The following is a 22,032-nucleotide window of genomic DNA, read 5'->3' on the forward strand; positions in this document are numbered from 1 at the left end:
CATAACGGCGGGAAATAGCCGTTTTGTGTCACCGCACCATGGGGATTTCACCGCACCATGGGATGTTGGGTGCGGTGTATGGGTGCGGGGCGCGCCGCTGCGGTGCGCTGCCGCAGCGCGCCACCGCGGAGGCGGAGGGGCGTGTTCCGCACCTTCTGTATAATGAATCGTCGTGCATGCGGCCGAAATGGGGCGTGCGCGTATACGGGTAGATGTCTGAGCGGTCTAAAGAGACGGTCTTGAAAACCGTTGAAGGGCAACCTTCCGCGAGTTCGAATCTCGCTCTGCCCGCCGTAACGGGAACGGGGCTTCGAAAATGTCCGAAGCCCCGTTTCGCGTATTCGCCCGACATCGCCCGCGTATTCGCCCGACATCGCCCGCGTATTCGCCCGACATCGCCCGCGGGTCCGCCGGAATCGGGTCCGCCGGACCCGCGCTACGCCGTCCGCCGCCGCTACGCCGTCCGCCGCTCGCCGCCGCCGGCTACTTCACCGGGCAGGCGAGCTGGTACAGCGCCCAGTCCTTGGCGTGCGGTCCGTACGTCGTCAGATCGAGCCCCGTGACCGGCTTCAACGCGCCCGCCTTCACATAGGCGTCGATCAGCTTGGCGTCGTGGAACTGGTAGAACTGCGCGCGGTACGTGAACATCTGCAGGCTCGGCGCCTGCGGGCCCATCGCGAGGAAGTACACGGGCCTGCCGGGCGTGATGGAGCACGGCGAGGCGAGCATCGTCGCCGGATCGCCGGACGCGAAGTCGCGTTCCACCTGTCCGAAGATCGCGCCGTGGATCGTGTCCTGCGGGTTGTAGACCGGGTACAGCATGTTCGCGTCGAGCACCGCCGTGCCGTACATCGAACCGTTGAGCGGATCGGAGACGATGAGCGCATCGGTGCCGACCTTGTCGACCACGCGGGTGAGCGCGTCGAGCTTGTCGCCGGTCAGCTGTTCGGTCGGATCGACCTTGTCGAGCCGGGCCGCGTCGGTCAGCGCCGCGCGCATCTCCGTCTTGACCGGGCTGTCCGCCTGCGCGGCGACCATCGCGACGGCCAGCAGCACGGCGCCCGCCGCCGCGACGCCGCGCGTCAGACGGTTCCGGCGTCGCGCCTGCGTCGCGCCGGAACCGGCCTCGCGCGCGTCGGCGGCGTCCGTGGCGGCGGCGGTCGCGTCTGCGCGATCCGCGCCAATCCACGCGTCGAGCCGCGCGGCGGCGAACGCGATGAGCGGCAGGATCACGTACGGCAGGAACGTCATCGTGCGCACCTCGTTGCGGTACCAGACCGCGGTGACGATGTTCGGGATCGCGCCGGTGAACGTCGCGCTGCATTCGAAGACGAACAGGACGAACAGGAACGACAGAATCAGCGACAGCGCGATCTTGCCGGTGCGGCGGTCCGGCTCGCGCGGACCGTCCGAATCGTCCGCGACGGTGGGCACGGCGCCGGTCCGGTGTCCGATGGGACACCGGCCTGTCAGTGTGATTCCCGCGACCGCGAGCGCCCCGATGAGCAGGATCATCATCGCCCAGCCGGCCACGGTCGGCACGTCGAACGAGATCAGTCCGTTCGCCGGGTCGCCGGAGACCATGCCGTCGGTGAACGCGTAGGTGAGCGACGTGCGCAGCGACATGTCCGGCTTGTGCGTGTGGAACCAGCGTTCCGGATGGAAGTACTTGTCCGATTTGATGAACGTGAACGCGTAGACGAAGAACGCGACCGCGCCCACGGCGAGCGCCGCGAACACGCCGGCGATCAGCTTCCACGGCATGCGCACCAGCACGAACGGCAGCATGATGAGGATGTACGTGAAAATCAGCTTCGGCTGCGTGGACGCCACGACGAATCCGGCCAGCGCGGTCAGCGCGAGCGGGCGCCACAGCCGCGCGCTCGCCGCCCGCGCCTCGAACATGTCCGACAGCGCGTCCAGCAGGTGCAGCGTGGCGAGCAGCAGGAACGGCAGCAGGTTGCTGCCCAATCCGTAGGCGAGCAACGGCCCCGCGTACAGCATCTGGTACGGGTTCGTGCCCGAGGAGACCGCGAGGATCGGCACGGCGAGGCCCAACGCGCAGCGCACGCCGAGCGACGCGTCGCGCAGGAAGTACCGGCACAGCAGCAGCATGCCGAGCGGCCACAGGATTCCCGCGCCGAGGATCCACACGCAGTTCACCGCGACGATGACCGCCATGTTCCCGGCGAGCGCGGGGATGCCGAGCGCCCCGCCGACCTTCACGATCAGCGCGGCGAGCACGTGGAACAGCGGCGGGTAGAAGCCGTCGTGCGGCTGCAACGTGAGCAGCACGCCCGGCCCGTGATGGAGCAGCTTGCGGATGAAGTAGTAGTGCGACGGCGCGTCGATGCCTTGGATCGGCTTGTCCCACACGGCCGTCGGGAACCAGGCGAGCACGATGCAGAACGCGGCGACCACGCCCAGCAGCCCCGCCACGATCGGCGCCCACCGGATGATGCGGTCTTGCGTACGCATCCGTTGGTGAATCATCGAAATCTGAGCCATGGAAACCAATCCCCGATCGTCGTCGGAATCATCGTCGTCTCAACCGCGCAACAGTCTAGCGCAGCAGCCGCATCGCGCGCAGCAGCGGCTGGCGCGTGAACCGGTCCGCCATCGTCACCACGAGCACGAACAGCGCCGAGAACGCGACGCCGAACGCGATCGCGCCGGCGACGCCCGCGCCGCCGTGCGCGGCGAGCGACGTCATCAGCGCGGTGCAACGGTCGTGCCACAAACCGTTCATCAGCGACTGCGCGATGTAGAAGCCGAGGATGCCGGACGCGACGGCGGCCGCGAAACGCACGGCCGGACGCGGTCGCGCCGGACCAGCGACGCCCGCGCGGCCGGTCCCGCGGCCGGCGGACGCGTCGTCGCGACGCGCGTCGCCGCCGGTCGCCGCCGCCATCAGCGCGAACCACGCGGCGAGGAACGAGACGAGCGACGTCGATTTGAACGACATCGCCATGAACAGCCCGCGCGCGCCGGCCACGGCGAACGCGGCCTCGATCGCCGCCGTCACGACGACGAGAGCGACGAGCGCGCGCCGCCAGACGCGCGGCGGCGCGGCGCGGCCCGCACGCACGTCCATACCGAGGACGCCGGAGAACAGGAACGTCGCCAGATACGTGACGGCGCTCATCAGCTTGCGCCAGTCGGTCAGTCCGCGGCCTCCCTCCGGCGCGACGAACGCGATGTACGCGTTCAGCGCGAACACGGCCACGAGCGCGAGTGCGGCGAGCGCGTGGCGGGTCCGCGCGTCCATGCGCGCGAACAGCCACGCCGCCGCCGGCGCGACGACGACGAACACGAGGTACAGCCAGACGAATTCGAGACCCATGCCCCACCATCCCGCGGTGCCGAAGCCGGCGACCGGCGTGAACAGGTCGATGACGGCGCACACGGCGACGTAGAACAGCACGGACAGCACGATGATCGCGGCCCGTCGCGCCGTCGCCGCGGCCTGCGCGCGCAACGGCTTCGCCGCCGCGGAGGGGATGAGATAGAACCCGGAGATCATGTAGAAGATGTGGTTGCCGCACGCGCCGAGCAGCGCGGTCATGCCGAGCACCCACATCGCCGCCGGATTCGCCGCGACCGGCTGCAGCTCCGCCGGCAGCCGGTCGACCGGCGTGGACGTGGCGACCACGGTGAACCACGGCTGGGACGTGTGGAACACGGCGATGCCGAGGATCGCGGCGACGCGCAGCATCTCCACGCGCATGTTGCGCGCGCGGCGGGGGCGCGGGGATGCGGGTGATTGCGCGGAGGCGCGGCTGGTCATCTGGACGGATTCGTCATCGGTCATTCACACGATTCTACGGTCGGCCGCCCACCGGGTCAGCTCGGTGCGGTTCGACAGCTGGAGTTTGCGCAGCACGGCGCTCATATGCGTCTCCACGGTCTTCACGGAGATGAACAGCTCGGCGGCGACCTCCTTGTACGTGTAGCCGCGCGCGATGAGGCGCATCACGTCCTGTTCGCGGCGGGAGAGCCGGTCGAGCTCCTCGTCGTGCGGCGGGTAGCCGGCGGCCCCGGCCGGGCCGAACCCCGCGCCGCCCGCGCCGAATCCAGCGCCCGCGGCGTCCGCGCCGGACGCGCCGGACGCGGCCCCGCCGCCGAACCCGCCGCCCGCGCCCTGGAACGCGGACAGCACGAATCCGGCGAGCTTCGGCGAGAACACCGCATACCCCTCGTGCACCTGCTTGATCGACGAGATGAGGTCCGCGCCGGTGATCGTCTTGGTCACGTAGCCGCGCGCGCCGGCGCGGATCACCGCGCCCACGTCCTGCGGAGCGTCGGACACGGACAGCGCGAGGAACGCCGAATCGGGGGAGTAGGCCTTCGACTTGAGCAGGATCTCCGCGCCTCCGCCGCCCGCGCCGCCCGGCACGTGCACGTCGAGCAGCACCACGTCCGGCTTGGTGTGCGCGATCATCGCGATCGAGCCGTCCACGTCCGCGCCCTGGCCGACGATGTCGAATTCGGTGCGCAGCGTGGCGGTCACGCCCGCGCGGAACATCTCATGGTCGTCGACCACGGCCACGCGGATGCGCGCGCCGCCCGCCGGGTTTCCGCCCGCCGCGCCCGTCGTCGCGTCGTTATCCATCATCATCCCGTATCCCTCCGTCATCGCGTCCATCATTCCTTCCCGTCCCGTCGCGACGCATCGTCGTCGACCGTCGTGCGCGCGCCGCCGGTCGCGCCGCCTTCCGGCGCGGCCGCGACCGGCATGCGCATGCGCACCTCCGTGCCCCACCCGGGCCGCGACACGATCTCCACTGTACCGCCGCGGCGACGCACGCGGCCGACGATCGACTCGCGGATGCCGAGACGGTCCGGCGGGACCGCGTCCACGTCGAACCCGTCGCCGTGGTCGCGCACGTACACCTCGACCGCCCGCGCGCCCGCCTCGCAGTAGACGGACACCGGCTCGCCGCCGTGCGTGACCGCGTTGACGAGCGCCTGCCGCGTCGCGTCGAGCAGCGCGTCCGTCGCGGCGCTCGGACGTGCGTCGCCGACGGTCACGACGTCGATCGCGCGTCCGTGGCCGTCCTCCACCTCGGCGGCGATCGCCTTCACGCCCGCGCTCACCGAACGGTCCGACGTGACGCGCTCCTGGTACAGCCACGCGCGCAGCTCGCGCTCCTGCGCGCGGGCGAGCGTGAACACCATGTCCGGTTCCGCGCTGTGCAGTTGGATGAGGGCGAGCGTCTGCAATACGCCGTCATGCAGGTGGGCGGTCATGTCGGCGCGCTCCTCCTCGCGCTCCTTCATCGCGCGTTCCGCGGTCAGCGTGCGCAGCGTCGCGCCCGCCCACGGCAGGATCGCGAGCACGACGCCGACGAGCATGAGGAATCCGGCGACGATGATGCGGCGGGGGAACGGCGTGCCCGAATACATGACGGTCGTCACGTACGCCACGTAGGCGAGGAAGATGAGGATGAGGCCGGCGACCATCGTCGGAATACGGCCCTGCTTCGCGTCGAACCGCGACCATGCGGCGATGAGGCCGCACGCGGCGAGCAGCAGCGGCATGATGAGGTCGGCGTGGTCCGTGCCGCCCAACGCGACGCTCATCGCGACGAGCGCGAGACCGACGCAGGCGACGAGCGTCGGCATCGGGATGCGGAGGACCGCGGCCGCCACGTTCTCCGTGGAGCCGTGCATCGCCTCGGCGGCCGATTCGGCGCGCGTGCGGCCGGTCGCCGTATCGCGGTTGCCGGCGGCGAGCGGCGCGTTCGCGACCGGGGTGGCCTGCGCCTGGGCGGCCGCCGCCGCGAACGGGTCGCCGGCGGGGACGAACATCCACAGGAACAGGTAGGCGGCGACGCCCGCGCCCCACAGGAACGCGAGCGCGACGAACGCGAGCCGCACCCACGCCGTTGATACTCCCAGATGCAGGGCGACGCCTTTGCAGACGCCGGCGAGCATGCGGCCGCGGGTCGGGCGCATGAGCGGGAGCCGCGCCGGGCGCAGGGGCGGAATATTCGGTGAGGTCATGTCTCCATTGTGCCCGCTTCAGGGTGCCGAATCAGGATTCCTAGCCCGGGTTCAGGGAAGAATCAGGGGTTTCCCCGACGGCCGTGCAAGCATGCGGCTGCTGTAATGGAGGCATGAACGAGAACAACAAGCTAGTGACCAAGGTGTTCGCCTGGTTCCGCGCCTCCGGCGTGGTGCGCGGCGACGACCGTTGGATCGGCGGCGTGTGCAGCGGCATCGCCGCCCGCCTCGGATGGAGCCCCACGCTCGTGCGGGCCCTGATGATCGTCTTCACCTTCCTGTTCGGATTCGGCGCGGCCCTGTACGCGTTCGCGTGGCTGCTGCTGCCGGACGCGCGCGACGGGCGCATCCTCGCCGAGGAGCTCGTTGCCGGCCGATGGGATTGGAACTGCCTGGGCGCGTTCGCGATGCTCGGCGTGGCCGTGCTCATCGTCGGCGCCGGATGGGTGGCGATCGGCGTCGCCGCCGTCGCCTTGTGGGCCATCTGCCAGAGCGGCATGCGCCAGCAGCACGGCTACGGGTACGGCTACCGCAAGGAGGGGCCGAACGGGCCGTACACGCCGGTGCCGCCGCGCGGTGCTCCGGGTGCTCCTGGGGCTCCTGGGGCTCCGGGTGCCGGCGGCGGGCCGGCGTATCCGGGAGTCGCGTATCAGAACGGTGCCGCGTATCCGGGCGGCCCGGTGCCTCCCCAAGGTGCGCCGGTGAATCCCGTCGGCGCAGCCTACGGTCCGGCGCCGGCCTACGGCCCCGCGTCTGCGTCTGCGCCCGCGTCCATGCCGGCGATGCGGACGATCCCCGTCTCCGCGATCCCCGCGCCCACGCCGCGCCGCGCGCGCCGCAAGCCGGCCGGGCCGCTGCTCGTGCTGCTCGTCATCGGACTGACGCTCGTCTCCGGCGCGGCCGTGATGCTCGCCATGGAGCACGGGTACGCCGACAGCCACACCGGCGAAAGCATCATCAACGCGGTCACGATGATGACCGTGTGGATCTCGGCCGTATGCATCGCGATGGGCGTGCTGCTCGTCATCCTCGGCGCGATCGGCCGACGCTCCGGCGGACTCATCCCGCTCGCGCTCATCGCCGGATTCGTCGCCTGCTGCATGATCGTCGCGACCGGCGTCGCCGGCTACTCGACCTACGACATCAACACCGTCCGCGACGGCTACACCGAGGTGCGCCTGGGAGCCGGATCGAGCGCCGGATCCGAGAACGCGAACGGGATGGTCGCCGTGCAGGCGCGACTCGACGAGAACGCCGACCGCGACTACTGGTCCGCCACCGGCGGCCTCAACGCGAACATGAACTACTGGGTGTCCGATTCGAGTCCGGAGACCTTCCGCACGCTCGAACAGGGCGTCCACTTCCAGGGCGTCGACTACGACCTGAGCACCGCGAACATCGACCTGAGCAAATACGGCAACTGGGGCTACGGCGGCGACCGGAGGAACACGTACAAGGCCGGATGCCCGGCCGGGCAGATCAACCTGTCCGTGCGCAACGCGCACGTGTACGTGACGCTGCCCGACGGATGCCCGTACGCGTTCGGCTCCGGCGGATTCGTCTACACGCAGGGCGACACGCTCGGCGGCTACGACCAGATCGTGCGCAACAACGGCACGACGACGCTGGAGGTGCCGTTCCTCGACCGCATGGCCGGCACCCGCGACAACCGCGACGACAGCATGATGAACGCGGACGGCTACCAGCCGGACAACTACGACTGGCAGGGCAACGGCGAGACCGACGAAAGCTCGTTCCTCATCAACGTCGCCTCCGGCGTCTCCGGCAAGGTGATCGTGCGCTACGCCTCCGAGACGCTGCTGCCCGGCTACACCGACTTCGTCAGGCAGATCTCGAAGGGCGACGTCGCCTCGCTCGACCTCACGACCCGCAGACACTACGCCGTGCAGAACGGCGACACGACCGCCTCCGGCACGAACGGTTCCGGTTCCACGGATTCCGGTACGACCAACAAGAAGGAGCGTTCCGATGACTGACGACAAGACCATGGACAAGACCACGGACATCCGCACCATGGACACGCAGGCCATGCCCACGGAACAGGCCGCCGCGGAACAGGCCGCCGCGGACAAGGGATTCGACGACTCCCGCAACCACTCCCTGCAGGACATCGTCGACACGCAGGCTATGCCCGCGCCCGCCGGCGTGAAGCCGGACGTCGCCCCGCCCACCGAGCAGGTCCTCGACAAGCCGATCCCCACCGTCGACCAGAACGCCGACACCGCGGTGTTCGCCGAGGCGGCGGTCGGTACCGAGGCGACGACGAAGACCGACCCGGCCGCAAAGGACGACACCACGCAACCGGTCGCCACCCCGCCCGTCGACCTCAACACCCCGCTCACCCGTCTGATGGGCGTCTCCGACGAGCCGGAACCCGAGGCGAAGCCCGAACCGGCGCCGCCGAAGCCCGCAGCGGCACCGTCCGCTCCGCGGCCCGCGGCCCCCGCGCAGCCCGCGGGCGGCGCACGGCCCGCAGCCCCCGTTCCGGCGACGATCGCCCCGACCGGGCCGAGCGTGCCGACCATCCTGCTCGGCGCCGTCGGCATCCTCGTCGGCGCGTTCGGGCTGCTGCTCGGCCTGCGCCTGCCCGACGTCACCGCCTGGATGTTCGGCATCGACCCGCAGACACTGACCGCCCTGTTCTTTGGCGGCATCGGCGTGGTCCTCATCCTCGTCGCCATCATCTGGGCCATCGCCAAAGCCATCACCGGCCGCAGGAACCAGTAGCTCGGCTTCCGGCCCCCTCGACTGCGCTTCGCACGTCAGCTCCTCCTCAAAGGGGGAGCAAGACAGTGAAATGGTTTGCGCCCCCTTCAGGGGGAGCTGTCAGCCGTAGGCTGACTGAGGGGGTCGCCATCCCGCCTATGAAGGCGTGTCCCGCGGGCGGGGGAACTAGAGTGACGCACAGTGAGACCGGTGGCAATCCGCGCCGGTGGAACCATGAGATACCGCGGAGAGGTCGTCGGAGAGAAGGAGCGGGAGATGGACGCGTGGCGCACGGTGGGGCGGATCGCCGGCACCGCCGTCGTCCTGCTCGCCGTCCTCGCCGCGCTCGGCACGCTGATGATGCCGCAATGGCGTCCCGAACCCTACACCGACCACATCACGGTCGCGTCCGCGGACACCTCCATCATCGCGAATCCCGCCGCCGTCCCCGCCGGCGCTGCCACATCCGACAACGCCGCAGTCGCCGCGAATCCGTCCGCACCCGTCGCATCCGACCCGTCCCCGTCATCCCTCCTCGCCGACCATCAAGGCACCTACCGCACGCGCACGCGCGAACTCACCATCCACCTCGACGACGGCGGCAGCGTGCCCGCCATCCTGCGCGAACCGGTCGACGCTCCAGGACGGCGCCCCGCATGCCTGTTCATCCACGGCTCCGGCACCGGCACGGCCGACGACTTCGGCGACATCGCCAACGCGATGGCCTCCGCCGGCATCGTCACGCTCGTCCCCGCCAAACGCACCGACGACTACACGCCGCTCCACCGCGACTACCCGCGGTTCGCACGCGACTACACGACCGCGCTCGATCTGCTCGAACTCATCCCCGGCGTCGACGCCACGAAAACCGGACTGTACGCCGAATCCGAAGGCACCTGGATCTCCATGCTCATGACGTCGCAACGCCGCGACATCGCCTACAGCATCCTCGCCTCCGCCCCCGTCTACAAAGGCCGCGACCAGATGGCCATGGCCGTGAGCGCCTACGCGCGGCAGGCCGGCGCACCCCAGCCGGTCGTCAAGGACGTCGCCAAACTCCTCTCCCTCGACTTCGCGCCGTTCGACCTGCGCTACGCCGACTTCGACGCCGACACGGTGCGCGGCTCGCTCACCATGCCCGTATTCGTCGGCTACGGCACGTACGACACTGCCATGCCGATTGAACAGGGGGCGCGCACCATCATCCGCGACGCCGCACGCCACGGCAACCGCAACGTGACCGTCCGCTACTACGCCGCCAACCATCAGATGCGCGCCGGCCAAGGACTCCTCACCGCCGGACTCCCGCTCGCCGACGGCTACACGCGCGACCTCGCCGACTGGGTGAACGGCGTCGCCTCGGGCGCGGCATCCGGCACACGCGCCGACGGCTGGACCACGCCGCAGGTCGCCGGCGCGACCCCGCACCAGCAGTACGCCGCGCCACGCGACACATCATCCGGCATCATCGGCTCGCTCGGCGCGCTCGTCGCGATCACCGGCCTGTCGCTGATCTGCTTCGCCGCCGTCATCATCATGGCGATCGGATTCGGATGCGCGGAACTCGCGCGTCGCCGCCGGCTCGCCGCGCTGCGCGCGCAAGGCGCGGCGAGCGTCGGAGGCCTGCGCGAACGGTTCCCGGCGATCGGACGGCGCGGGACGGACGGCGCACGATCATGGCCCGGCACCAGCCGCGCGTACGTGCGCAACGTCGGCTACTCGCGCGCGTTGCGGCGAATCCTCGGCTGGGGCATCGCCGCGACGACGCTGACGCTCGCCGCGCTCGCCGCATACCTCTCCTACGTGGGCGTGAGCGCCGTATTCGTGCGCCATGACCCGACGCTGCTGTCCATGGGATTCATCGCGCTGCGGGTCGGCGGCGTGGCGTGCGCCGTGATGTGCGCGTGGCTCATCGTGCGGCTGCGGGACGCGTGGCGCATCCGCCGCGCCTACCTCGCGCACGGCCTCTACCCGATGGCCGGACTCCACTCCACGTGGCTCGTCGGCCGCTGGCATTGGCTCGCCGCGTTCCTCGCGCTCGCCGGCATGCTGCTCGCGCTCGTCGTCATGGCCTTCTGGGGCCTGTTCACCCCGTGATATCGGCGGGGCGTCCTTCGGTGCTTTTCGCGTTGCCACGATTCGGGACGGCCGGCTTGTCTTTGGGACCAGCCGGACGGGACGGACCTGTTCGGACGCGTTCAGGGGGCTTGGATGTGGCTATCTCCATCGAGAGGGGTACATCTCACTCCGTCACGAAGGGCAACTGGTTTGAGAGGGGTACCTGGTGTGGCTGTTACAGGGTATTCATGGCGGAACGACGTTGGTTATTGTCCGGATACGCCATTCGAGATACCCCTCGTAACGCGGATAGGTGTCTGCGGCAGGACGCATGTACCCCCTGCAACGCAGATAGACCTTTGCAAGGTGATCCTTGAACGCACTGCCGCGCGCTCGCGATGGGTCGGGGCCAGCTCGTGGCGGATGATTCACACCGAGGCCTGCGCGGCCTCCGCCTCGTTGAGGTCCGCGAATCCGCCGAGCCGCACCGTATGCAGCAGCGTCTCCTCGGTGATGTTGGCGCTTCGCGCCGCGCGCCCCGCGATCATCGCCTCGTACAGTGCGAACGTGCGGTCCGAATACGTGCCGAGCTCGCCGCGCAGATACGTTTCGAACGACGTCGCCGCAGGCGTGTCCTCGCTGGTGGTGAGCACGCGCATCGCCTCGCCGAGCCGAGGGTAGCGCGCGCGGAAGTCGCGCGCCCACGAGACCTGCGTCGCGATGACGCGCTCCTGCCGCGCGATGCGTCCCTCGGACAGCCGCGGAATGTACGGTTCGATGGTGCGCTCGTACTCGTCCGGCGCGGTCGAGGCCATCATGCGCCCGTACTTCTCGGTGACGAGATTGCGCCCGATGCGGTCCGCCTCGGCGAGATCGCTTGCGTAGGATTCGAGCAGCGGCCGGTCCCATGTGAGGAACTGGGCGAGACGCATCTGGTGGAACACCGGCCAGTTGCCCTGGCATGCGGCGCGCCCGCCCTCGTTGTTCGTGCGCTGGAACTGGTCCCACTCAAGACACACGATCCGCTCGCGCAGCGCGGTGATGTCGGCGGTGGCAGTGGATTCGTTCGATTCGGTCATCGTGGATGCTCCTTACAGACTGTGCAGGCATGCGGCGTCGGATGCGATATGCTCCTCGACGTACGGCCGCTGCCATTCGAGGAAGGTCTCGTCCGAGCGGGTGAGTCCGTCGCGCCTGAGCTCCTTGACGATGGACGCCGCCACCTCCTCGACGAGACGTCCGATGGTCTCCGCCGCGGGCGCCGACCCCTTGCCGCCCTCGCCGAAGCCGGCGCCGCCGTAGCAGGCCGCGGAGGCGAGGCGCATCACCGATTCCAGCTTGCCGCACACGTCGCCCAGACGGGCGAACATGCCGCCGGACAGCTTGCGTAGCGCGGCGAACCGCCACTTGTAGTACGGCAGGTAACCGGCGATCATCGGCTTGTTGACGAGGAACACGAGCGAGGCGGCGGCATCCACGAACTCGGATATCGCGAGCCAGGCGGCCGCGCCGTCGCCGCGCTTGAGGCTGCGTGGCAGATTGTACTGCCCCGCCTGCGCGATCATGCCGAGCCGCTTGGAGACCAGCGCGAGGCGCACGTCCTCCGGCATGTCCTTGAACCCCTGGCGTGTCTCGGAGAACGCGCCGAGCGGGTCGGCGAACACATGGCCGTTCGTCGCGGCGGCGAGCGTCGCCTCGTCGAGCATCAGCCATTCGTGCGGCGCGTCGGCCGCCGGGGCCTTGCGGTATCCGGTGATCGATTCGAAGAAGTCGCCGATGCGGAACACGCCGTCGCGCCGGAACGCGCCCTGCGCGCGCGGCGTGAGCGGCGAGGGGGCGGTCGGAACAGTCGGGGTGGTTTGGGCGGTGGCGGCGATATCGGCGGTGGCGGTGGTGCTGGTGGCCGTGGCGCTGGTCGTGTCCGTCGGTTCGTCCGCGGTGGCGGACGGGCGCACATAGCCGCGGAAGTCGCGGGGAAGCGCGTCGTAGTCGGCCTGCAATCGCGCGCCGATCGCCGCGTAGTCGTCATCGGTGAGCCACAGGCAGAAGCGCGGGCCGAAATCATGGTCATGCGAATACGCGTCGTCGAAGCCGTAGCATTCCGAGCCGTGCCCGACGAGGCCGGCGGCGATGCGGTCCGCATACTCCGGGTACTTCGCCCGCACCATCGGACGCCCGATCTCCTCCCAGTACGCTTTCGCGAGTTTGAGACCGGAGATGGGTGCCGCATCCCCGCTCCCGCTGGGCGGCAGGGGGGAGGATGCCTCATTCCCGCTCCCGCTGGCGGGAGCTGTCCGCGGAGCGGACTGAGGGTGGTCGACGTTGGTTGTGCGGGCGCCTGTCCGCTGACCACCCTCCGGCGCTTCGCGCCACCTCCCGCCAGCGGGAGGCAGAGGGGAGTTCCCGCTCCCGCTGGGCGGCAGGGAAGAGTTCCCGCTCCCGCTGGCGGGAGGCAAAGAAGAGGCCGCCCCGTTCCCGCTCCCGCTGGCGGGAGCTGTCCGCGGAGCGGACTGAGGGTGGTCGGCGTCAGCCGCGCGGACGTCTGTCCGCTGACCACCCTCCGGCGCTTCGCGCCACCTCCCGCCGGCGGGAGGCAAAGAAGCGTCGTCCGCTCCCGCCTTCGTCTCGGCCTCCTTGAGGTTCGCTTCGGTGATCCGGTAGTAGTCGGTGTCCGTCCCGTAACATTCCTCGATCACGGCGAGCGCGCGCCGGTAGTAGGCGACCGCGTCCGCATACCGGTGCTCCGCGTAGCGCACCTGCGCGAGCCCGGCCAGCGCGGACGCGTAGTGCGCCGAATGTTCGAGATGACCGGTCGCGTAGATCTCCAACGCCTTCGCCGCGTGCCGGTCCGCCTCCTCCAGCTTGCCTTCCTGGAGCAGGACGAGCGCGAGGTTCGTATGCGACGAGGCCACGTCGATGTCGGCGTCCGGGTTCACGCTCGACGATTCGATGATGCGCAGCGCCTCGCGCAGCTCGGCCTCCGCCTTGTCGATGCGGTCGGTCTCGCTGTACAGCATCGACAGGTTGTTGTGCAGCGCGGCGAGCCGCCGGTCCGTCGGATCGTAGTTGCGTTCCGCGCATGCCAGCGCCTGCCGGTACAGGTCCTCCGACTGGTCGTAGCGTTTCGCGGCGCGCATCGCGGTCGCGCAGTTGATGAGCGTCGTCGCCCACGCCTCGGTGCCTTCGAGACCCATGTGCAGGGCGAGTTCGATGGCCCGCTGCACGATCCACTGGTTTTCCTCGTGCCGGCCCTGCGACCGGTAGAAACCCATCGTCTCGTTGAGCACGGTGAGCAGTCCGGCCTCGTCGCCCGCGTTCTCCGCGTCGACCGCCGCCTGTTCGAGGTATGGTCCGGCTTTCTCCGCCGCGTCGTGCGCCGCGAAGATCGCGTCGAGACCGGTGAGGAACCCGTTCACGTCGAACGTGCGGGTAGAAGCGTCCGTGTCGCCGGCGTCGTCGGATGCGCTGCTCTCGGTCGCGGCGGTGTTCTTCGTGGCGGTGGTGCACTTGTCGTCCGCGTTTCCATGCTGGGGGGCGTCGAAATCGTGCGCGTGCTTCGCGGCCATCCGCTCCAGCGCCGCCTCCAAGTCCGGGTTCATCGCGGAATCCCCCGCAAACGATTCCATGCTGTCGATCGCGTCGGCGTCCACTGCATCATCGGCCATTGGTCCGTTCCCTCCATCGCGAATGTCGTTCGTCACTGTCTTCCAGCGTACTGTGACCGTTCCCGCCGCACGCTGTGAGTGTCGTTACATCGAGAGACTCGGAGGTCTTCGCCGCTCTCGCGTTGTCCTGCCATGACACTGCCGTGACGCTGCCGTGATACGCCGCCGCGGTGTCCCATTGTCGGGAAACAGGGCCACTGCTCCCGACAACGGGACTCTGACGTCCGCTCAGCGTCCCGTTGTCGGGAAACGGAGCCACTGCTCCGGAATCCGGGACGCTCACGTCCGCTCAGCGTCCCGTTATCGGGAGCAAGCGGCTGATTTCCCGACAACGGGACGCCGTAACGGAAGCAAAACGGGGAGGGCCCCGCATCGCGGGGCTCTCCGAGAGATCGTGGTCCGGGCCCTACAGGGTCCCGGCCAGTGGATCCGGTCTGGGGCTGGTTTCAGTGATCTGGTTCCAGAGTGATCCGGTTCCAAGGTGCCGGTTCCGGATTCGGCTGGTGGGAACCGAATCACCGGGATCGGCGTCAGTGCTGCTGGCGGCGGCGCACGGCGACGGTCACGCCGCCGGCGGCGGCCAGCAGCACGACCGCCGCGGCGATGGCCGCCACGGATGCGCCGGTGTCGGACAGGCCGGAGCCGTTGCCTTTGCCGGCGCCGTTCGCGCCGGTGGAGCCGTTGCCCTTACCGGGCGTCGGGTTCTGCGACTGGCCGCCCTGGTCACCTTGGCCGCCTTGACCGCCCTGGCTGGGCTGGCCGCCCTGACCACCGCCCTGCCCGCCTTGGCCACCGTCGGCGTGCGCCTTCTTCGCGGTGTCGATCTCGGTCTGCGTGTAGAGCATCTGCGGGTAGACGGCGGTGATGGCGGTGCCGAACTTCGCCCGCTCGTCGGCGGTCAGCGTCTTCGTCACCGTAAACTCGGACGGCTTCGCGGAGCCGAGATCGTTGACGCCGAAGTCCACGCCGTTAACGTACAGGCCGAGCGCGAGCGGCTTCGGGCCGTTCGCGTACACCGGCAGGCCGAACGTGAGCGTCACCTTGCCGCCTTCTATCGACGAGGACTTGAGCTGCACGCCGGCGGGCGACTCGTCGCCCTTGACGTCCGGGTGGGCGCCCAGATAGTCGATGAGACCCTGCACGTCGACCGTGCCGGTGAGGCGCGGCGCGCCCTGCGCCTTGAATCCGGTGAACCCGTCGCCGCCGGAGAGCAGGAACGAGTTGGCGGCCACGGTGACCGTGTCGTCGTCCTTGATCTGCTTGCCGTCGACGTACACGTCGGTGACGGTGGCGACCGGCACCTTGGTGTTCGCGTCGGGCATCAGCGTGTAGGTGAACGTCACGTTCGACGAGATGCCGAGACGCACCACGTTGGATTTGCCGTCCTTCTCCTGCCACTGCTGGGCGAGCACGGTCTTGAGCTGCTTGCCGGTGAGGTCGACCACGCTGTTGTCGTTGCCGAACGGGAGCATGCTGTACGCCTCCTTGACGGTGATCCGCTTGTTCCCGTCAAGATCGAGGTTGTCGGTGCGCAGGCCGCCCGGATTGATGAAGCCGATGGTCGCGTTCCTGCCGACCTCCGTCTTCTTCGCGGATTCGAGCGCGGCGTCCGCGTTGAGCGTGCCGAGCTGGGTCTCGGCCGACCAGTCGCCCTTCGCGAAGTTAGCGGACTTGTCGATGGTGCCGACGACCTGCTCGCCGGCCGAGGCGGAATCCTTCTGCGCCTGCTGGTAGACCTTCGCGGCCGGGCCGTTCGGATCGCCCTCGAAGCCCTTGGACGGCGCGGTGCCGTCCTTGTTGGTCACGTACGTGATGTCGTACTGGGAGACGTTCTTCACGGTGACCTTCGAATCCTTGCCGGTGCCTTCGATGAAGAGGTCCTGCGCGGCCGCGTCTTGGCCGTACTTGCCGGCCTCGAGGATCGGCGCGCCGGACTTCGTGGTGGTGCCGTATTCGTTGCGGTGGCTGTGACCCGCGTAGACGAGGTCCACGTTCGCGTCGAACCCGTCGCCGTCGGAGGCGAGCGTGTCGCCGTCCTCGTGGACGAGCGCCACGACCGCGTCCGCCTCGCCGTTGGACTGGTCGCCGTCGGACAGCTGGTCGGCGACCTTGTTGACGGCCTGCACCGGATCGGTCACGGTCACGCCCTGCATGACGCTGGGGGAGACCACGTTCTTGAGGTCGGCGGTGATGGCGCCGACGAACGCGACCTTCTTGCCGTTGATCGTCTTGATCGTGTACGGCTTCAAGCGGTCGGAGGTGAGCTTGCCGCCAGAGATGTTCGCGGCCACCCAGTCGATGCCGTACTGCGGGTCGGCGATGCGGTCGTTGAAGTCGCCCGTGCCCTTGTCGAGCTCGTGGTTGCCCAGCGCGCTCACGCTCAGGCCCCACGCCTTCGCCATCTCAAGGGTCGGCTTGTCCTTGAAGTAGGAGGATTCGAACGGGGAGGCGCCCACGAGGTCGCCGCTGGAGACGAACACGCTGTTGCCCGGGTTATGGTCCGCGGCGAGCTTCTTGTACGCCGCCTCGATCCACTGGCCGGTCTCGATGTGGCCGTGGAAGTCGGTGATGTCGAACACGGTCACCTGCTTGGCGTCCTTGCCCGGCTGGTCGGGCTTGGTGGATCCGCCGTTGCCGTCGGAATCCGGGTGGCCGCCGTTGTCGGCGTACTGTTCGCCGATCACGCTCGGCGCAGAGGCGCCCGGCTCGACCTTGACGACGTCGCCGTTCTCGTTCAGCGTGACCTTCGCGCTCAACGCGGCGGCCAGGTCGAGACGCTGCCAGCCGGCGGACGTGGAGTCGAGCGGATAGCCGCCGTCGATCGCGGTCTTCGCGAGGATCGCCTCACGTTGGTCGCGGTGCAGCTTCGGGTACGCGATCTTGAGCAGGTCGGCGGAGCCCTCCGGCGCGGTGAACGTGGTGCCGGCGGTGGTCTTCGCGAAGCCGTAGGTCAGGCGGTTCCGGTAGACGCGCAGCGCGGAGGCGCGGTCGGTGATCGGCTCCTGGCTCACCGCGTCGACGAACCCGTTCGTGTAGCCGTTGGCGGCGTTCGCGCCGAGGTTGTCGACGCACTCGCTCACGGTCGCGTAGTCGGAGTCCTGCTTGGTGGCGTGGCCGTCCGCCACGCACTTGGCGGCGAGATACGACTGCAGCTGGTCGGAGGCCGGCTTCACGTACTGGTCGTAGTAGGTGCTCCAGTAGTAGCCGTTCGCGACTTCGCCGTCGATGCGGCCGCCCATGATGTCGAGCGGGTAGTGGACGCCGAGCACGATGCGGTTGTTGCCCGCCTCGGAGGTGCGGGCGAGGATCTCGGGCGCGAGCTGCGGGAACATGCCGGCCAGAGCGACGCCCCACGAGTAGGCGCCGGTCGTGTGGCCGGATGGGAACGAGCCGGATCCGGCGAGGCCGTCGTATTCGGCGGAATGCGTGTTCCCCTGCGCGTCGGTCCAGTCGGGCACGCGCTTGACGTTCGCGGAGATGTCGGTGATCTCGTTCTTGCCGCCGTTCGTGCGGTCCTCGAACGGGCGCGGGTGCTGGAAGTGCTTCTTCGCGGTGGATGTGGAGACCGTGTCGTACTTGAAGACGTCGGACACCTTGCTCAGGCTGCCGTCCGCGAGTCCTTCGGAGAAGTATGTGCCGAGGACCGGGCCGAGCGAGTCGGGCAGCGTCTCGGCGGCGCTCATGTCGGCGTCGACGAGCGCGCGCTGCTGCTGCGGCGTTGCGGTCGTGCCGTCGCCGCCTTCCGCGGCCGCGTTGTTGATCTTCTGGACGAAATCGTCGTCGTGATCGAGCACGGTCGTGTTCAGGACCTTGCCGCCCGCGGTCTCGGTGGCCGGCTGCCAGTACGAATCGTATTCGCCGAGCAGCTGGACGAGATTCGGTTTCGCGGCGCGCGCGGCGCCGTCGGAGTAGACGGTCGCGTCGTCGCCGGCGGTTTCGGCGTCGTAGCGGCCTTCGCTGGTGGCCGCGTACTTCGCGGCGTCGAACTTGTCGGTGGCGCCGCCGGCGGCGATGCCGTTCGCGGCGGACGCGGAGGCGGCGGCGCCGTTCGCGGGCGCCGCGGTCTCGTCCGCGGATGCGGTCGCGACGCCGACGCCGGACAGCGTCGCCGCGGCGACCATCGCGGCGAACAGCCTCGTCGCGATGCGTGTGTTCCTCTTCACTTGCTTCACTTGGGTTCCCTTCATTGTGTCCGTCGGAGCGTCCATGATTCGGATTCGTGCCGGACACCGCCCACGCTACGGCCGCGACATGGCCGGGGTGGGCGACGGGGGAGAACGGGAGGTGAACTTCCGTGAAGTGTGAGCAATCACACGTGGGTCACACGTGGATCTCGCGCAGACGGTGGACCGCCTCGGTGTCGGACTCGCAGCGCCACGAGTAGAAGACGAGCGCGGCGACGGACAGTATGGCGAGCGGGATGCCGCCGAGACCGGTGAACCGGTAGTCCATCGAGAACGTGGTGAGCATCGCGCCGCCGACGATCGAGCCGACCGCGTTGCCGAAGTTGAACGCCACCTGCACGGCGGCGCCGGCGATGAGCTCGCCGCCGCCCTGGCCGGCTTCGGTCATCAGCAGCTGCTGCGGCGCGGAGATGAAGAACAGTCCGAACGCGATCCAGAACGTGAGGATCGCGGTGGTCACGTGGCCGCCGGGCAGGAGCAGCACCATGACGAGGCCGATCAGCGAGATGGACTGGCCGAGCGCGGCCGTGCCCGCGTGACGCCAGTTGTCGGTGATGCGCCCGCCGATGATGCCGCCCACGACCATGCCGAAGCCGGCGAGCATCATCAGGAACGGGACGGCGGCGCTCGGCCATCCGCCGGTCTTCTGCAGCCACGGGGAGACGTAGCTCCACCAGCAGAACACGCCCGCGTTGCCGGTGAACACGGCGGCGAGGATCACCCACGGGCCGCGGCGGCGCAGGAACCGGAACTGGCCGAGGATGCCCGTGTCCTTGACGGGAGGCACGAACGGGATCCACGCGATCGTGAGCACGATCGTCATCGCCGCCCACGCCGCGAGGATGCCGAACGCGAGACGCCACGACAGGGATTCGGCCATCAGCGTGCCGGCGGGCACGCCGAGCATGTTCGCGACGGTCTGCCCGGTCACCATGATCGAGACGGACTGCGCCTCCTTGCCTTTCTCGGCGAGCGTCTTCGCGATGAGCGTGGCCGTGCCGAAGAACGCGCCGTGCGGCAGTCCGGAGATGAATCGCGCGACGACGAGCATGCCGGCGTTGACGGACAGCGCGCTCATCGTGTTGCCGACGAGCGCGATCGCCATGAACAGGATGATGAGGTTCTTCGGCGGCACCTTGCGGCCGAACACGAGGATCAGCGTGCCGATGCACACGCCGATCGCGTACGCGGAGATGTAGTGGCCGGCCGTCGGGATGCTCACGCCGGTCGCGGCCGCCGCCTGCGGCAGGATGCCCATCATCACGAACTCGGCCGCGCCGAGGATGAACGCGCCCGCCGCCAACGCCAGCAGGCTGCGCATACCCTTCTTCATATCGTTTCCTCTTACTGTGTTGCTTAACCCGTGTTGCGGTCCCTCGCCGGAGGGAGGTGGAGATATGAAAAAGGGAACCGCTGATTTCTCAGCGGTTCCCTCAGTTGTCGGGCTGGCGGGATTTGAACCCGCGGCCTCTTCGTCCCGAACGAAGCGCGCTACCAAGCTGCGCTACAGCCCGTTTGGCAACGGGGGATATATTACATGCTTCACTCCGCGATGCAAACCTCGGCGTGTCGCGCCGTTTTCCGCGTATTTCCCGCCGTGTATCGCCTTCTCGCTAGACTGTGTGCCTATGTGTGAAACCCAAGAATCCCAAGCGAACGAGGACGAGAACGTCGAGAACGCCGTCCCCCAGATGACCACGGTGGAACGCGCGGAGATGCTCCTCAAGCAGGACGAGACCATCCGCGAGAAGATCAAAGGCGGCGCCACCCTGGACGAGGCCGTCGACCCGTCCAACAAGGAGTTCGGCCCGCTGGCCCATCCCGAGCAGGTGCAGATGCGCGTCGCCAAGCGCGCGATGATGCTCGAATCCGGCGTCAACCCGTACCCGGTCCACCTCGACGTGACCGACACGATCGAATCCGTGCGCGCCAAGTACGACGGCAAGCTCGAGCCCGGCCAGGAGACTGAGGACATGGTGGGCATCGCCGGCCGCGTCCTGTTCATCCGCAACGCGGGCGGCCTCAACTTCGTGCAGCTCTCCGCCGGCGACGGCACGAAGATCCAGGGCATGATCTCCAAGAAGGAGATCGGCGCCGACTCCCTGAAGCAGTTCAAGCAGCTCGTCGACCTCGGCGATCACCTGTACCTCAAGGGCCGCGTCATCTCCTCGAAGACCGGCGAGCTCTCCGTCTTCGCCACCGAGTGGGCGATCGCCGCCAAGGCGCTCCAGCCGCTGCCCGCCCTCCACAAGGAGCTCAACGAGGACACCCGCACCCGCAAGCCGTACATCGGCATGATCGCGGACGAGAAGATCCGCAACATGGTGCGCAACCGTTCCAAGGCGGTCGCCTCGCTGCGCCACACGTTCGCCAGCCATGACTTCATCGAGGTCGAGACCCCGATGCTGCAGACCGTGCACGGCGGTGCCGCTGCCCGCCCGTTCACCACGCACATGAACGCGTTCGACCTGGACCTCTACCTGCGCATCGCGCCGGAGCTGTTCCTCAAGCGCTGCCTCGTCGGCGGCATCGACCGCGTGTTCGAGATCAACCGCGACTTCCGCAACGAGGGCGTCGACGCGACGCACGCCCCCGAGTTCACGATGGTCGAGGCGTACCAGGCGTACGGCACGTACAACACGATCGGCCAGCTCGTCAAGGAGCTCGTGCAGAAGACCGCGATGGACGTGTACGGCTCGCACAAGGTGACGCTGCTCGACGGCACCGAATACGACTTCGGCGGCGAATGGCGCACGATCAGCATGTACGACTCCCTGTCCGAGGCGCTCGGCGAGGAGATCGTCCCGAACGGCGGCCCGGACAGCCCGGGCACCTCCGTCGAGCACCTCGGCGCCATCGCCGACAAGCTCGGCGTCGAGCGCGACGAGGTCGAGAACCACGGCAAGCTCGTCGAGCATCTGTGGGAGCACTTCTACGAGGACAAGCTCTACGAGCCGACCTTCGTGCGCGACTTCCCGGTCGAGACCTCTCCGCTCGTCAAGGGCCACCGCTCCAAGCCGGGCGTGGTCGAGAAGTGGGACCTCTACGTGCGCGGCTTCGAGCTGGCCACCGGCTACTCCGAGCTCAACGACCCGATCGTGCAGCGCGAGCGTTTCGTCGCCCAGGCGAAGGACGCGCTCGCCGGCGACGAGGAGGCGTGCGACATCGACGAGGACTTCCTCGAGGCGCTCGGCGTCGGCATGCCGCCGGCCGGCGGCATGGGCATGGGCATCGACCGACTGCTCATCGCCCTGACCGGCGCGACGATCCGCGAGACCATCACCTTCCCGCTCGTCAAGCCGCTCGTCGCCTGAGACGTGATGGCGTGACGATGCAATAGTGGGGGCCACGGCTGATGCAGCCGTGGCCCCCACTCGTCTCTGCGGTGCCGA

The 22,032-nt window shown here is 68.8% G+C and carries 12 protein-coding genes and 2 tRNA genes; 5 read left to right on the plus strand and 9 right to left on the minus strand.

Translation table 11 applies throughout. The annotated features are described in order from the left end of the window. Positions 1-206: 206 nt before the first annotated feature. Positions 207-291, plus strand: a tRNA-Ser gene (locus Uis4E_RS00080). 192 nt (positions 292-483) lie between these two features. Here Uis4E_RS00080 and Uis4E_RS00085 read toward each other — a convergent pair. From Uis4E_RS00085 to Uis4E_RS00100, 4 genes are all read right to left on the minus strand, one after another. Further along, complete coding sequence (locus Uis4E_RS00085; RefSeq protein WP_101621271.1) at positions 484-2,478, minus strand: DUF6541 family protein; 1,995 nt, start codon at positions 2,476-2,478, stop codon at positions 484-486. An 85-nt stretch (positions 2,479-2,563) separates the two neighbouring features. Further along, positions 2,564-3,811, minus strand: coding sequence for a hypothetical protein (locus Uis4E_RS00090; protein ID WP_101621272.1), 1,248 nt, complete (start codon positions 3,809-3,811; stop codon positions 2,564-2,566). Then, complete coding sequence (locus Uis4E_RS00095; RefSeq protein WP_101621409.1) at positions 3,812-4,612, minus strand: LuxR C-terminal-related transcriptional regulator; 801 nt, start codon at positions 4,610-4,612, stop codon at positions 3,812-3,814. 32 nt (positions 4,613-4,644) lie between these two features. Then, positions 4,645-6,006 (minus strand): ATP-binding protein, encoded by a 1,362-nt coding sequence (locus Uis4E_RS00100; protein ID WP_101621273.1) that lies wholly within the window; start codon positions 6,004-6,006, stop codon positions 4,645-4,647. A gap of 113 nt (positions 6,007-6,119) precedes the next feature. On the opposite strand from Uis4E_RS00100, the gene Uis4E_RS11775 reads away from it, so the two are divergent. The 3 genes from Uis4E_RS11775 (at position 6,120) to Uis4E_RS00115 (ending at position 10,830) form a co-directional block, all read left to right on the plus strand. Beyond that, positions 6,120-8,003: a PspC domain-containing protein gene (locus Uis4E_RS11775; RefSeq protein ID WP_101621274.1), complete on the plus strand. Its 1,884-nt coding sequence runs from the start codon at positions 6,120-6,122 to the stop codon at positions 8,001-8,003. Then, complete coding sequence (locus Uis4E_RS00110) at positions 7,996-8,754, plus strand: hypothetical protein (protein ID WP_101621275.1); 759 nt, start codon at positions 7,996-7,998, stop codon at positions 8,752-8,754. The genes Uis4E_RS11775 and Uis4E_RS00110 overlap by 8 nt, the downstream gene beginning before the upstream one ends. A gap of 213 nt (positions 8,755-8,967) precedes the next feature. Continuing rightward, positions 8,968-10,830, plus strand: coding sequence for an alpha/beta hydrolase family protein (locus Uis4E_RS00115; RefSeq protein WP_243394249.1), 1,863 nt, complete (start codon positions 8,968-8,970; stop codon positions 10,828-10,830). Positions 10,831-11,219: 389 nt separating this feature from the next. Here Uis4E_RS00115 and Uis4E_RS00120 read toward each other — a convergent pair whose 3' ends face one another. From Uis4E_RS00120 to Uis4E_RS00140, 5 genes are all read right to left on the minus strand, one after another. Continuing rightward, positions 11,220-11,870 (minus strand): DUF4125 family protein, encoded by a 651-nt coding sequence (locus tag Uis4E_RS00120; protein ID WP_101621277.1) that lies wholly within the window; start codon positions 11,868-11,870, stop codon positions 11,220-11,222. 12 nt (positions 11,871-11,882) lie between these two features. Next, positions 11,883-14,357 carry a DUF4037 domain-containing protein gene (locus Uis4E_RS00125; protein WP_101621410.1) on the minus strand — a complete coding sequence of 825 codons (2,475 nt, stop codon included), beginning with the start codon at positions 14,355-14,357 and terminating at the stop codon, positions 11,883-11,885. 629 nt (positions 14,358-14,986) lie between these two features. Beyond that, positions 14,987-18,628: a 5'-nucleotidase C-terminal domain-containing protein gene (locus Uis4E_RS00130; protein ID WP_243394250.1), complete on the minus strand. Its 3,642-nt coding sequence runs from the start codon at positions 18,626-18,628 to the stop codon at positions 14,987-14,989. A gap of 148 nt (positions 18,629-18,776) precedes the next feature. After that, positions 18,777-19,973 carry an MFS transporter gene (locus tag Uis4E_RS00135; RefSeq protein ID WP_101621278.1) on the minus strand — a complete coding sequence of 399 codons (1,197 nt, stop codon included), beginning with the start codon at positions 19,971-19,973 and terminating at the stop codon, positions 18,777-18,779. Between the two features lie 107 nt (positions 19,974-20,080). After that, positions 20,081-20,154 (minus strand) — tRNA-Pro (locus Uis4E_RS00140). A 114-nt stretch (positions 20,155-20,268) separates the two neighbouring features. Between Uis4E_RS00140 and lysS the strand changes: the two genes are divergently transcribed. Continuing rightward, complete coding sequence (gene lysS / locus Uis4E_RS00145; RefSeq protein WP_101621279.1) at positions 20,269-21,954, plus strand: lysine--tRNA ligase; 1,686 nt, start codon at positions 20,269-20,271, stop codon at positions 21,952-21,954. Positions 21,955-22,032 lie beyond the last annotated feature (78 nt).

This window comes from Bifidobacterium parmae (genome assembly GCF_002860365.1).
Lineage (GTDB): Bacteria > Actinomycetota > Actinomycetes > Actinomycetales > Bifidobacteriaceae > Bifidobacterium > Bifidobacterium parmae.